The following is a 12,494-nucleotide window of genomic DNA, read 5'->3' as shown; positions in this document are numbered from 1 at the left end:
GATGCGCGGATGCAACGCGGACACCCGCGCGAGCGTCTGGAATCAAAGGGGCTAGAGATGGACCTTGGGCTGAAGGGCTTGCGAGCTGTCGTGTCGGGGGGCACCAAGGGGATCGGACGCGCGATCGTCGAAACGCTGATGCGCGAAGGCGCCGACGTGGCATTTTGCGCGCGTAGCGAAAAGGATGTGGCAGCCGCTGAGGAGAATTTGCGCTCCACGGGTGGTCGGGCCTTTGGCCGTAGCCTCGACATCGCCGATCCGGAGGCTCTGAAAGCCTGGATCGCGCAAGCCGCGTCTGACCTCGGCGGCATCGACATCGTGGTGGCGAACGTGAGCGCGCTGGCCATCGGGGCCGACGAGACGAGCTGGAAACAGAGTTTCGAGACCGACATGATGGGCTGCGTCCGCATGGTCGAAGCCGCCAAGCCGTTTCTTGAAGCCAGCAAGGCTGCCGCGATCGTGAGCATTTCCAGCGTCTCCGGGCGTGAGATCGACTTCGCCGCCGGCCCCTACGGCGCCTTCAAGGCCGCGCTGATCCACTACACGCAGGGGCTTGCCTATCAGCTGGCCGGCAAAGGGATCCGCGCCAACACGGTGTCGCCCGGCAACACCTATTTCGAGGGGGGCGTCTGGAACCAGATCAAGGACGGCAACCCCGAGCTTTACAAGACCGCGCTCGCTCTCAATCCGACCGGCCGCATGGGAACGCCGCAGGAGATGGCCAATGCGGTCGTGTTCCTGGCGAGCCCGGCGGCGAGCTTCATCACCGGCACGAACCTGGTGGTCGACGGAGCACTGACGCGCGGCGTCCAGTTCTGACCCCTTTCCCTGACCCGGTTTCAGCCCCGATGCGCTCTCCCCTCAGCCTTCAAGGCACGCTGCAGGCGGTCGCCGAAGGTGCGTTTCCCCCGGCTCAAGCGGTCGATCGGTGCTGGGCCCGTGCCCAGCACTACGAGCCTGATCTGCAAGCCTTCGCGTTCCTGCCCGAAGCTGCGCCGCCCGCCGGCACGGGTCCGCTCGCCGGCGTGGCGGTCGCAATCAAGGATCTGATCGACACCGCCGACATGCCGACGAGCTATGGGGCTGCCGTGTTGCGGGGACATCGGCCGTCGGCGGATGCCGCCATTGTGCAACGTCTCCGCGCGCGTGGCGCCACCGTGATCGGCAAGACTGTCACGACAGAATTCGCGCACCAGCAACCTGGACCGACCCGAAACCCTTGGAATCTGGACCATACGCCGGGCGGATCGTCCAGCGGCTCGGCCGCGGCTGTCGCGGCCGGGATCGTGCCCCTGGCATTCGGCACCCAGACCATGGGCTCGGTGATCCGCCCGGCGGCGTTTTGTGGAATTGTCGGCTTCAAGCCGACCTTCGGGACCATCCCGCGCGACGGGGTTCACCCTCTCTGTCAGGCGCTCGACCATGTGGGCCTGTTCGCCCGCTGCGTTCCCGACGTGATACTGGCGATGCAGCTCTTGGGCTTTCTCGACCCCGGCAAGATCGGACTCGGCCGGCCGTTGCGTCTTGCAGCCCTGCCGCTGATCGATGCCACGATCGAACCGGCGCAGCGACACGTGATGGACAGCGCCTTGCGGCTCCTGCGCGATGCCGGCCACGCGGTCGAAGATCTCGCGCTGCCATCTGGGTTCGACGACGTTCCGGCCATTGTCGATACGCTCCTGGCCTATGAAGCGGCCGGGCATTTCGGGGCCCTGGTGTCGCAACACGGCGACGCGATCAGCGCGTCGATCCGCGGGCTCGTGATGCGGGGACAAGGGCTTGGGGCGGAGGACTATCGCGCCGCACTGGCGAAGCAGACGGTCCTGCGTGAGGTTTACGCAACGATCGCGGCGCCCTACGACGCGGTCCTTACCATTCCCGCCGCCGGCGAGGCGCCGCACGGCTTGGCATGGACCGGCGATCCGCGGTTCTGCGCGCCCTGGAGTGTGCTGGGCGTCCCGGCCCTCACGGTCCCGGTCGGCTTCGGCCCCTCAGGCCTGCCGCTGGGCCTGCAGGTGGTGGGGCATTGGGGCGGGGACGCCGGCCTTCTCCAGGTCGGCGCCCGTCTCGCGGACCTGTTCCCGCCTATCCACCCACCCCCGGCCTATGGGCAGGACTTCGGGGACAGCATGTGAACGCCCTTGTTGATGGTCACCTTCGTGGTCGACAGCCGGCTGACTCACGAAGCCGTCATTGCCGCCTCTGTCGAAGGCCGATGACTTGCGAGACTACGCGGGTTTACTTGCGGAAATGCTGGCCAGGATGATCGCCGAAGTCGCGACCATCAGCGCGCCGCCGGTGGCGAACACGCCCGCCACACCCGCCAGGGCATAGATCGCGCCACCGCCCGCCGCACCGAAGGTGATCGCGAGCTGAACGGCGGCCACGATCAGACCGCCACCGGTTTCGGTCTCGTCCGGCACCGCGCGCGCCAACCACGTCGACCAGGCCACCGGGATGGTGCCGAAGGCCAGGCCCCAAAGAGCCACGAGCAAGGCCTGCAGGGGTAGACCGGCGTGCAGTCCGGTCAGCCCCAACCCGGCGGCAGCGATGAGCAAGGGCATGAGAGCGAGCGTCAGGCGTAGGCTCCGCTCCAGCAGGAAACCTGCCAGCAACGTTCCGGCGAAATTGGCGAGCCCGAAGCCCAACAGCGTCAAGGCGATCCCGCTGACATCCGTCCCGCCCACGCTTTCGAGGAACGGGCGCACGTAGGTGAAGAGGGCGAAGTGCCCGCTGAAGACCAGCACCACGCAGGCGATGCCAAGCCCGATCCCCGGCCGTTGGAGCACGCTCAATAGCGTGCCGAGCCGGGCGGCACCAAGGTCTGCCAGGCGCGGCAAGGTCGCCATCTGAATAACCAGCGTCACGAGGCCAATCCCGGCCGAGAGCAGAAAGACGACGCGCCAGCCATAGAGGCCTCCGATATAGCTGCCGAGCGGCACCGCCACGATGGTGGCGACCGACACGCCACTGAAGACCAGAGACAAGGCGCGCGGCACTAGGGCGGGCGGCACGAGCCGAATGGTCACCGCGGTCGCCATGCTCCAGAACCCGCCGAGTGCGATGCCGAGCAGCACACGTGCCAGCAGCAGCAGGGGAAGGTTGGGAGCCGCTGCCACGAGCAGGTTGGAGAGGATCAGAAGTGTCGAGAACCCCATCAGCACCCGCCGGCGATCGAGGCCCCGCGTGACCACGGCCGCCAGCAGTCCCGCAAAGAAGGCCACGATGGCCGTGGCGGTGACCGCTTGGCCGGCGAGAGCCTCCGGAATGTCGAGCGCCCGCGCGATCGGGGTCAGCAGGCTGGCCGGGAGAAATTCCGCCGTCACGAGCCCGAAGACGCCCAGCGTCAGGGAAAAGACTGCGGGCCACGAGGCCTGCTGCTCGGCAGCCGGCGCCCATGTCCGTTCGGCATATTCGCTCATCGATCGTCTCTCGTTGCCATCAGTCGGCCGGAGGCTACACGGAGACATCCAGACGATCTATGATAGTCCATCCGAATTCTTTGATCGAGCGTCCTGGTATGCCACAGTCTCAACTCTCGTTGCCGCCGCCGGATCTGATGAGCGAACTGCTTTTGGACATGCGGCTGAGGGGGGTCCAGTATCGCCGGATCGAGATGACGCCCCCGTTTGGGCTCAGTTTCGGCACGGAGCCGGGTCGGGCGCAATTCCACTTTGTCGCGGCCGGCACCGTCTTTCTGCGGGACCCGACCGGCGACATCCACGACCTCGCGCCCGGCACCGCGATCTTTCTGCCGCATGGCGGCGCACACCAAGTGCTCTCGGCCGCGGACCTGCCGGCGCGGGATATCGGCAGCTTCGAGGCCGTACCGGTCTGCGAGAGCCTGTGCGACATCTCCGCCTGCGCCAGTGCCCCCGGCTGTCCCGACAACGCGATCATCTTCAGCAGCTGCATGGAATTCGAGTTGGGCGGGATGCAGAGTTTGGTCCTCCTCATGCCAGCCATCATGCTCGTCGGCACCCTCTCCGACCGCCATCCCGAGATCCTGGCGATCCTGAAAGCGATGGAGAGCGAGGTATGCGGGCGCCGCGTGGGATTTGCCGGTATCCTGGCCCGGCTCGCCGACGTCGTCTCCGCCATCATCGTCCGCAGCTGGGTCGAGTGTGGCTGCAATGGTGCGTCCGGTCTCGTGGATGCCTTGCGCGACCCTCGTCTGGCCAGGGCTATCGCGGCGCTGCACCGTGACCCGGGGCGCGCTTGGACGGTCGCCACCCTCGCGTCGGAAGCCGGCTGTTCACGTTCGGTCTTCGCCGAGCGCTTTCAAAGCCTCACCGGTCTGCCGCCCCTGCGCTATGTCGCCGAGCTGCGCATGCGCCTCGCCGCGCAATGGATCGGCAATGCCAGGATGCCGATCGAGACGGTGGCGGGATCGCTCGGATATGCGTCTCAGGCCGCCTTCAGTCGCGCCTTCAAGCGCGTGACCGGCCGTTCACCCGGCGTGGCTCGCCTTTCGTCCGGCGCCGCGGACAGGCGCGTTCCCCAAGGCGCGGAATAGGCGAACTCACCCGGATCGGGGTTCGTCTGTCGCAGGCAGGGGCGCCATCAGCGCCCTAAATTTCTCCAGATCCGAGGGCGTCGTGGGGTTGTAGATCACCATCGTAAGATCCGGGCGGCCCTCAACCGCGAATGCCGAATATTCGAAGGGAAGAATACCGAGCACTGGATGCCGGATGCGCTTGATTCCCTCGCCGTGGGTTCGGATATCGGTGTCGGCCCACATCTCGCGGAACTCAGGACTCAGCTCGCGGAGCTCGTCGACCAATGGCTGCACCTCCGCCGCGGCTCCCGCGCGGGCCGCATCCACCTTGAAGGCCCCGACCACAAAACGCGCCACGCTGTCCCAATCCTCCTGGGCGGCGCGCGCTCTCGGATCGAGGAAGATGAAGCGCAACACGTTCCGCTCGCTCGGCGGGACCGAGCCATAGTCGGTCAACATCACGGTTGCGGCCCGGTTCCAGGCGACGACGTCCCAGACGACGCTTCTGATCAAGGCGGGACTCGGGTCCAAGGCATCGAGCACACGCTGAAGCCGTGGCGTCACGCCATCGTTCCGCTGGTAGCGCACCTCCGGTTGGCGGCCGAGACCGAGCAGAAAGACATGCTCCCGTTCGACATCCGTCAGCATCAGGGCCTGAGTGATGCGGTCGAGGACGTCGGCCGATGGAGCACCGCCGCGTCCCTGTTCAAGCCACGTGTACCAGGTCGCGCTGATGTTGGCGCGTTGGGCGACCTCTTCGCGACGCAGGCCCGGCGTGCGCCTTCGGCCCGCAAACCCGAAGGCGGCCGGATCGAGCCTTGTCCGGCGGCTTTTCAGATAGGTTCCAAGCGAGCGACCGTCTGCCATACGCGAACCATGTTAGCCATTATACCGGGATAAGGTCACTACTTTAACATGCTTGGCCTTTGCGCGACAGTCCTGGCGTTCCAACCAAGGAGTGGCACTGATGCGCGTGTTTGTGACAGGAGCGACCGGGTGGGTCGGCGCGGTCGTGGTCAAGGAGCTGGTCGGCGCCGGTCATCAGGTCACGGGTCTCTCGCGATCGGACGAGAAGGCGCCGGCGCTGGCCGCGCAAGGTGCGGAGGTGCTCCGGGCCACCCTCGACGACCTCGAGGCTCTGCGCCATGCCGCTTCGGCCTCTGATGCGGTGATCCATTTGGGCTTCAACCATGATTTCTCGAAATTCGCCGAGAATGCCGAGCAAGACCGGCGTGCGATCGAGGCCATGGGCGGCGTCCTGGAAGGCACAGACAAGCCGCTCGTCGTCACGTCCGGCGTGGCGCTGCTCGCGCCGGGGCGCGTCGCGACCGAGGCTGACCAGCCGCCCACCGATCCCTCCTACCCCCGTAAGTCCGAAGCCGCCGCCCAGGCGCTTGCGGCGCGGGGTGTGCGGACCGCGACGGTTCGGCTTGCGCCCTCTGTCCATGGCCTCGGTGACCATGGCTTCATCCCGATCCTCATCGGTCTGGCTCGGCAAAGCGGGGTCTCGGCCTATCCGGGCGAGGGCCTCAATCGCTGGCCCGCTGTTCATCGGTCGGATGCAGGCCGGCTGTATCGCCTGGTCATCGAGACGGGCGTCAGCGAACCCGTCTACCACGCCATTGCCGACGAGGGGATCCCGTTCAGAGCGATCGCCGAGGTCATCGGCCGCCGGCTTGGCCTGCCGGTGGAATCGCGCGGTTCGGAGCACTTCGGCTGGTTCGGAGGTTTCGCCGCCGCGGACATGCCGGCGTCGAGCCAGCTGACGCGGTCCCGACTCGGCTGGGAGCCCACTGGTCCGGGCCTAATCGCCGACATCGACCAGCCCGGATACTATCCGGGGTGACGATCTTGGACCTGCCCGGTCTCTTGGCGCTGCAGCACAGGACGGATCTGCCATGCCCTCGTCCTCGCCTCTGAACATCGCGGTCGTGGGCGCCGGCCGCATTGGCAGCACCTTCGGCTTCCAACTGGCGCGCACCGGCAGGCACGTGGTGACGATGGTGGCGCGGCCGGGCTCGTCGCGACTGCAGCAACTGCGACGTGACGGCGGGATCGTCGACATCAAGGGCGCGCGAGCGGCAACTCGCGTCGCCGATTCGCTCGACGAACAAACGCCTTATGATCTGGTGATCGTCACACTGCTGGCCCACCAGGTCGATGCGGTGCTGCCGGCGTTGCAGCGATCAGCCGCGAAGTGCATCCAGTTCATGTTCAACACCTTCGAGCCCGAGCGGCTGCGGGATGCGGTTGGCCCCGAACGATGCTCGTTCGGCATGCCCTTCGTTCAGGCAAATCTGGATGATGACGGAAAGCTCAAGGCCGTCATCGGTTCCATGGGTCAGAAGACCCTCATGGGCCAAAAACGCTGGGTCGATCTCTTCAACGATGCCGGGTTGCCGGCTGCTCTCGAACACGAGATGACGCTCTGGCTCCGCTGCCACGCTCCGCTCTGCGTCGCCTTCGAAAGCGTTTGCATCGCTGGTCAGCGCCGCGGGGGCGGTGCCTCATGGGGCGAGGTGGTCACCATTGCGCGTGGCGTTCAAGAAAGCTTCGCTCTCGTCAAGGGACTGGGGTACCCGATCTATCCGCGCATGAAGGCTCGACTGAGCGGCTGCCCGGTTTGGGTCCTGGCATCCGTGCTGTGGTTCATGTCGCGCATCCCGTCGTTCCGTGAGCTGCTGGCGACCGGCGGAAACGAATGCCGGGCGCTGGTGGACAGCATGCTGGCGGCCGCTCCTCGGGCAAACCCGCCGGTCGTATCGTCCCGCATCAAAGCCATGCGGCCTCTGTAGACAAAAGCCAGCGACCGGCTGTGGGGACCTCAGGGTCAACGCTTCGAATGCCTACCGGATCACCGTCATCCACTTCCGGTCGTAGATGCCAAGCCGCTTCTTGATCGCGATCAGCGGGCCCGCATCTTTCGCCAGACAGGTCGGGAGCGCGAAGGCCTGTTTGGCCGAGCCGAGGGCGCCGCTCGTTTCGCCGCTGCATTCCTCGATGCGCAGAATGCTTATCACACAGCACGCCGTGAAGAATATGAGAGGGGCAAGGATCAGCCCGATGAGCGCTGCACGTAGATCCGATGGGAAGCGGCGGGACGGCAGATCAAATCGCTCCGGTTCATGATCGTCATTCAATGACGTAGGGGAATGGTGTCAAGCCTTGAACCGCCTTGCAAGTTCTCCAGCCGGAAGAAGCTCGATTGGGAGCAGAAATCTTGATCGAACGGCGCGAGACCGAGCGCCATTGTTGAAGTCGGGTCGCTTCGTTCAGGCACCGCTGCGATGTTCGTATGTCTCGAACGACGAGTGGATGCCAATCGCGCTCGTGGATCCAATTCGGTGCATTGGGGTTCGGCGCCATCTCGCATGCCGATCCCATCTTGAGCATACGGGAACGTTCCTACCATGGTGGAGGTTAAGCTGCGGGGCGCAAGACGATCGACCGCAGGGTATTGAAACGCGGCGCATCACTGGAGGACTGAATGGATAAGAAGACTGTGGGTTTGATCGGTGCCGTGACAGCACTGGCAGCGGCCGGCTCCGCCCCGGCGGCACTGGCTGCGCCTGTGAGCATCGACGCGGCGATGACGGTTCGTTCCTACGCCGATCTGCTGAAGCCCATCCCCAACGCGACCGTACTGCTTGAGGCCTCAAACGCCGAAGAGGCCGCCAAGGCGGAACTGCTTCCTCCGGCCGTGGAGGGCGACGCCACAGTGCAGAATGCCCAATACTACCACCATCATCACCATCACCATTTCGGCCCACGCTTCGGCGGCCCGTTCTTTCACCACCACCATCATGGCTATTACCGGCGGTTCTATCGCCATCACCACCATCATCATCACTTCCGCAATTACGGGTACTGATTAGCTCCACCCAGCGCACTTTGGGTGTGGAAGGGCGGTCCGGTAGATCGCCCTTCGGCTATGCGGCCTTCAGCTTCTCTCCTCGATCAGCGCGAGGCCTTGGCCGCACCAACTATGCGGCGGTAAGTGCCGTCGAAGACGGTGTTGGTCGACGACACCCACTCGGAGTCCGCCGACAGAGTGCTCCGGCTCGCATGGATGCGTCTTGCCTGCATCTCACGCTCGGCGGCTTCCTCCTCGGGCATCTCCACAAGCTCGAACTCGGACTCGGCCGGAACGATCGTGACCTGCATGAAGGGCTCATCGGGGCGAAAGATATGCGTTTGCCCCTCAGCCGGCGACTTGAAGACCATGAACGACATCATCGGCCACCAGTGCCGCAGAACGGCCGGGACCGCGATCGGCACCGTACCCGTGGCATCCGTGTAGAAACGGGGATGTGTCTCGGTCTTGACGGCAAAACCCTCCTCAACTTTGAGGTCGAGGAGGATCTGATACGTATAGTAAGCGGTCCCGAAGCTTCGGAATGGAGGCCATTGGAGACCAGGCTCGGGCGAGGGCCCGAAGTCGCCCTCGAAGGCCAGCATGCCGTCCTGCATGGTGACATGGAGTTCGTTTTCGTAGGGATAGAAGATCTCGATGCCGCCCTTGGCGGCTTCCGAGAAGGGCACGCAATGCCAGGCATATTCGTGCGATCCATTCGCCCGCGGTTCCGGGCGACCCGCCCAACCCGGTATTTCGAGCCGCGTTCGCCGCGGACGCAGGCCGGGATGTTGCATCCTGTATTTGACAGTCGGCATGCTGGTCATTCTCTCGTGGAACCGATGACATAATCCGTCGCCTTGGCAGATATTGAAACCGGCGAGTTTTGTGCCCCTGAGGCGCCAACTCACAACTTCGCTGTCTACCAGTCCGGGATCCTCCAAGTCGAAGACGTTTTCGGTCCCGATCACGCACGTCGATCGTGGTGCTTCTCACGTCTTGGTCGAAAGCAAACACGCATCGGTCTTCGGGATGGGAGGTGACCGACGAAGCCGCGGATGCGAGCCGTTGCGCCCTCGCGTTGCAGCCAAATGCTTCGAATGACAAGTCCGTTGACAAAGCCGGTGCTTTTCCCAATTAGTCGACTATTGGAATTGTTCTAAACTGAACGGGCTTTCAATGAAGCGATTCGACGAGCTGAGCGAACCAGAGGTCTTGGCTCTGGCGATCAGCAACGAGGAAGAAGACTCCCGAGTCTACGCCGATTTCGCTCATTCCCTCCGCGAGGAGTACCCTTCGACCGCGACCATGTTCGACGATATGGCGGCTGAGGAAGGTGAGCATCGGCGTCAGTTGATCGACACCTTCATGGCGCGCTTCGGCGATCACATTCCTCTTGTCCGCCGGCATGACATTCGCGGCAACGTGGAGCGCAAGCCGCACTGGCAGGTCAAGGCTGCCGGGGTCGAGGCGGTCCGCCGCCATGCGGCGCAGATGGAGCGCGATGCCGAGCGGTTCTACCGCTTGGCCGCGAGCCGAACCACCGACGCTGCAGTCCGCAAGTTGCTGGGCGACTTGGCCGACACCGAAGCGCAGCACGAACGGCGAGCAGGCGACATCAAAGCCGACCGGCTGCCGGACGACAAGCGCGGCGCGGAGGACGAGAATGCAAGCCGGCGTTTCGTGCTCCAGATCGTCCAGCCAGGCCTTGTGGGCCTCATGGATGGCTCGGTTTCGACGCTCGCGCCCGTGTTTGCGGCGGCTTTCGCCACGCACAACTCGTGGAACGCCTTTCTGGTCGGCATGGCAGCCTCGCTCGGGGCCGGCATCTCGATGGGGTTCGCCGAGGCCTTGGCGGATGACGGGAAGATCTCCGGACGCGGCACGCCCTATCTGCGTGGCCTTGTCTGCGGTCTGATGACCATCGCGGGCGGCATCGGCCACACGGTCCCGTATCTCATTCCGGAGTTCTACACGGCCACCATCGTGGCCGCGATCGTGGTGGTGTTCGAGCTGCTGGCTATCGCGTTCATTCAGTGGCGCTATATGGATACGCCGCCGGTCTCCGCCGCCGCCAAGGTCATGCTCGGTGGGGGGCTGGTCCTGGCGACCGGCATCCTGATCGGCAACGCCGGCTAGCGGACATCCGGTTCGGTCGGAGCTCATCGGAGAGTAGGTTTGCAAAGCTCAGCGACGACCGAGGCGACGGCAGGATCGGGCGGTGCCTTGCCGATTGACGGTCGCGGGACAAGCACGATCCACGGTCACGCGAAGACGAGCCTCGCCGGCCTCGGACTTGCGGCCTTGGGCGTGGTGTTCGGCGACATCGGGACGAGCCCTCTCTACACGCTCAAGACCGTGCTCGATCTCGCGGGCGGCAAGCCCGATCCGGCGACGGTGCTCGGCATCCTCAGCCTGGTGCTTTGGACCCTGATGATCATCACGACCATCAAATACGTGACGGTCGCAATGAGCCTCGACAACGATGGCGAGGGCGGCATTCTGGCGGTCATGTCGCTCGTGGGAATCAAGAAGCATCGCCCGCTGATCGTCGCGATCGGCCTCTTCGGGGCGGCCCTCATCTACGGCGATGGAGCCGTCACCCCGGCCATCTCGGTGCTGTCGGCCCTCGAAGGGCTGAACATGGTGACACCGACGTTCCAACCCTACGTGCTTCCTGCCGCCGTCGTCATCCTGGTCATCCTGTTCGCGGCCCAGCCGCTGGGCACGGAACGCATCGGCAAAGCCTTCGGCCCGATAATGCTTTCATGGTTTTTGGTCATGGCTTTTCTCGGGCTGATGGGGATCCTGCACCATCCCGCGGTCTTCGCCGCTGTGAATCCTCTCTATGGCCTGCATTATCTGTTCGCGGGCGGCGTCACGGGCTTCCTGGTGTTGGGCGGCGTCTTCCTTTGTGTCACGGGCGCCGAAGCCCTCTATGCCGATATGGGCCACTTCGGTCCGACGCCGATCCGCATCTCCTGGCTCGCGATCGTGTTTCCAAGCCTCATCCTCAACTATGCCGGGCAAGCCGCCATCGTGCTGGAAGGCACACCCACGGATGGAAACATCTTCTTCCGCCTGGCTCCTGGCTGGGCCTTGATCCCGATGATCGGCTTGGCCACCCTGGCGACGATTATCGCGAGCCAGTCCATCATCACCGGTGCCTATTCGATGACCCGGCAAGCCATCCAGCTCGGCTGGCTGCCACGCCTCGCCATCAAGCAGACCTCATCCGAGGGCTACGGGCAGATCTACGTCGGGAGCGTGAATTGGCTGCTGATGATCGTCACCGTTGCGCTGGTCCTCGGCTTCCGCAAGTCGGACAACCTCGCCAGCGCCTATGGCATCGCGGTCTCTCTGACCATGCTGATGACGACCGTCCTGTTGTTCATCGCCATGCGGGAGATCTGGAACTGGAATGTCGCCGCCGCCGGTGCGGTTGCAGCGGTCTTGCTCGTCGTCGACCTGGCGTTCTTCTCGGCCAACCTCGTGAAGATCGCCGATGGCGGCTACGTGCCGCTGCTTTTGGCCTGCGCGGTCTATGGCGTGATGTGGCTCTGGCATCATGGCATGGAGGCGGTCCAGAAGCGTTACGCCGAGGACCTGATGCCGATTGGCGATTTCACGGCCCATACGGTGGCGCAGCAGACACCTCGCGTCCCGGGGACGGCCGTTTTCCTGACCCGGCAGGACACCGACGTTCCGGCCGTGCTCATCTGGCATCTCCTCCGCAACCGAGCGCTGCACAGGGATCTGATCGTCCTGACCGTCAGTGGGGCGGCCGTCCCGTGGATCAACGCCGACAAGCGGCTCGAGATCAAGGAACTCGCCCCCCGCTACTGGCGGGCTCGTGCGACCTTCGGGTTCATGGAGCGTCCCGACATTCCTGCCTTGATCGACCGCATGAAGCACCACGGCTGCGTCGCCGAAATGGAAGACATCACCTATTACGTCGGCCACACCACCGTGACGCATCGCGACGACGGTCAGGGTCTGCCGCGTTGGCAGGAGGTGATTTATGCCATGCTCGAACGCAATTCGATCCATGCCGGTGATTTCCTCCTCCTCCCGTCAGAGCAGACGGTGGAACTCGGACGCCAGATCGCGATCTGATCGTTCGGAGTAGAAATAACTCTTCGC

Annotated in this window: 12 protein-coding genes; 8 read left to right on the top strand and 4 right to left on the bottom strand. The window is 64.6% G+C overall.

The genetic code is table 11. The features are described 5' to 3' along the window. Positions 1-57: 57 nt before the first annotated feature. Positions 58-819, top strand: a complete 762-nt coding sequence (locus M8523_RS19705; protein ID WP_282586707.1) for an SDR family NAD(P)-dependent oxidoreductase — start codon at positions 58-60, stop codon at positions 817-819. A gap of 29 nt (positions 820-848) precedes the next feature. Beyond that, positions 849-2,135 (top strand): amidase, encoded by a 1,287-nt coding sequence (locus tag M8523_RS19700; protein ID WP_282586612.1) that lies wholly within the window; start codon positions 849-851, stop codon positions 2,133-2,135. Between the two features lie 93 nt (positions 2,136-2,228). On the opposite strand, the gene M8523_RS19695 is transcribed toward M8523_RS19700, so the two are convergent. After that, positions 2,229-3,422, bottom strand: coding sequence for an MFS transporter (locus M8523_RS19695; protein WP_282586611.1), 1,194 nt, complete (start codon positions 3,420-3,422; stop codon positions 2,229-2,231). Between the two features lie 137 nt (positions 3,423-3,559). Between M8523_RS19695 and M8523_RS19690 the strand changes: the two genes are divergently transcribed. Further along, positions 3,560-4,516: an AraC family transcriptional regulator gene (locus M8523_RS19690; protein ID WP_282586610.1), complete on the top strand. Its 957-nt coding sequence runs from the start codon at positions 3,560-3,562 to the stop codon at positions 4,514-4,516. Positions 4,517-4,522: 6 nt separating this feature from the next. On the opposite strand, the gene M8523_RS19685 is transcribed toward M8523_RS19690, so the two are convergent. Beyond that, entirely contained in the window at positions 4,523-5,365 is an 843-nt protein-coding gene (locus M8523_RS19685; protein ID WP_282586609.1) for a helix-turn-helix transcriptional regulator, read from the bottom strand. Between the two features lie 100 nt (positions 5,366-5,465). On the opposite strand from M8523_RS19685, the gene M8523_RS19680 reads away from it, so the two are divergent. Together M8523_RS19680 and M8523_RS19675 are read left to right on the top strand one after the other, a co-directional pair. Beyond that, on the top strand, positions 5,466-6,344 hold the full coding sequence (locus M8523_RS19680) for an SDR family oxidoreductase (protein ID WP_282586608.1): 879 nt from the start codon (positions 5,466-5,468) through the stop codon (positions 6,342-6,344). Positions 6,345-6,396: 52 nt separating this feature from the next. After that, positions 6,397-7,293 (top strand): ketopantoate reductase family protein, encoded by an 897-nt coding sequence (locus M8523_RS19675; protein WP_282586607.1) that lies wholly within the window; start codon positions 6,397-6,399, stop codon positions 7,291-7,293. Positions 7,294-7,344: 51 nt separating this feature from the next. On the opposite strand, the gene M8523_RS19670 is transcribed toward M8523_RS19675, so the two are convergent. Then, complete coding sequence (locus M8523_RS19670; protein ID WP_282586606.1) at positions 7,345-7,518, bottom strand: hypothetical protein; 174 nt, start codon at positions 7,516-7,518, stop codon at positions 7,345-7,347. Positions 7,519-7,985: 467 nt separating this feature from the next. Between M8523_RS19670 and M8523_RS19665 the strand changes: the two genes are divergently transcribed. Continuing rightward, complete coding sequence (locus tag M8523_RS19665) at positions 7,986-8,369, top strand: hypothetical protein (protein ID WP_282586605.1); 384 nt, start codon at positions 7,986-7,988, stop codon at positions 8,367-8,369. Positions 8,370-8,455: 86 nt separating this feature from the next. Here M8523_RS19665 and M8523_RS19660 read toward each other — a convergent pair whose 3' ends face one another. Next, complete coding sequence (locus M8523_RS19660) at positions 8,456-9,169, bottom strand: hypothetical protein (protein WP_282586604.1); 714 nt, start codon at positions 9,167-9,169, stop codon at positions 8,456-8,458. A 361-nt stretch (positions 9,170-9,530) separates the two neighbouring features. On the opposite strand from M8523_RS19660, the gene mbfA reads away from it, so the two are divergent. Then, positions 9,531-10,490 (top strand): iron exporter MbfA, encoded by a 960-nt coding sequence (mbfA, locus tag M8523_RS19655; RefSeq protein ID WP_282586603.1) that lies wholly within the window; start codon positions 9,531-9,533, stop codon positions 10,488-10,490. 39 nt (positions 10,491-10,529) lie between these two features. After that, on the top strand, positions 10,530-12,467 hold the full coding sequence (locus M8523_RS19650) for a potassium transporter Kup (RefSeq protein ID WP_345894268.1): 1,938 nt from the start codon (positions 10,530-10,532) through the stop codon (positions 12,465-12,467). Positions 12,468-12,494 lie beyond the last annotated feature (27 nt).

Source organism: Lichenifustis flavocetrariae, assembly GCF_026130545.1.
GTDB classification, from domain to species: Bacteria; Pseudomonadota; Alphaproteobacteria; order Rhizobiales; family Beijerinckiaceae; genus Lichenihabitans; species Lichenihabitans flavocetrariae.
This window is presented reverse-complemented; position numbering and strand designations above follow the sequence as displayed.

Coding starts and splice junctions, on each gene's coding strand:
- M8523_RS19705 (WP_282586707.1), top strand. CDS start 58: ATGGACCTTGGGCTGAAGGGCTTGCGAGCTGTCGTGTCGGGGGGCACC.
- M8523_RS19700 (WP_282586612.1), top strand. CDS start 849: ATGCGCTCTCCCCTCAGCCTTCAAGGCACGCTGCAGGCGGTCGCCGAA.
- M8523_RS19695 (WP_282586611.1), bottom strand. CDS start 3,422: ATGAGCGAATATGCCGAACGGACATGGGCGCCGGCTGCCGAGCAGCAG.
- M8523_RS19690 (WP_282586610.1), top strand. CDS start 3,560: ATGAGCGAACTGCTTTTGGACATGCGGCTGAGGGGGGTCCAGTATCGC.
- M8523_RS19685 (WP_282586609.1), bottom strand. CDS start 5,365: ATGGCAGACGGTCGCTCGCTTGGAACCTATCTGAAAAGCCGCCGGACA.
- M8523_RS19680 (WP_282586608.1), top strand. CDS start 5,466: ATGCGCGTGTTTGTGACAGGAGCGACCGGGTGGGTCGGCGCGGTCGTG.
- M8523_RS19675 (WP_282586607.1), top strand. CDS start 6,397: ATGCCCTCGTCCTCGCCTCTGAACATCGCGGTCGTGGGCGCCGGCCGC.
- M8523_RS19665 (WP_282586605.1), top strand. CDS start 7,986: ATGGATAAGAAGACTGTGGGTTTGATCGGTGCCGTGACAGCACTGGCA.
- M8523_RS19660 (WP_282586604.1), bottom strand. CDS start 9,169: ATGCCGACTGTCAAATACAGGATGCAACATCCCGGCCTGCGTCCGCGG.
- mbfA (WP_282586603.1), top strand. CDS start 9,531: ATGAAGCGATTCGACGAGCTGAGCGAACCAGAGGTCTTGGCTCTGGCG.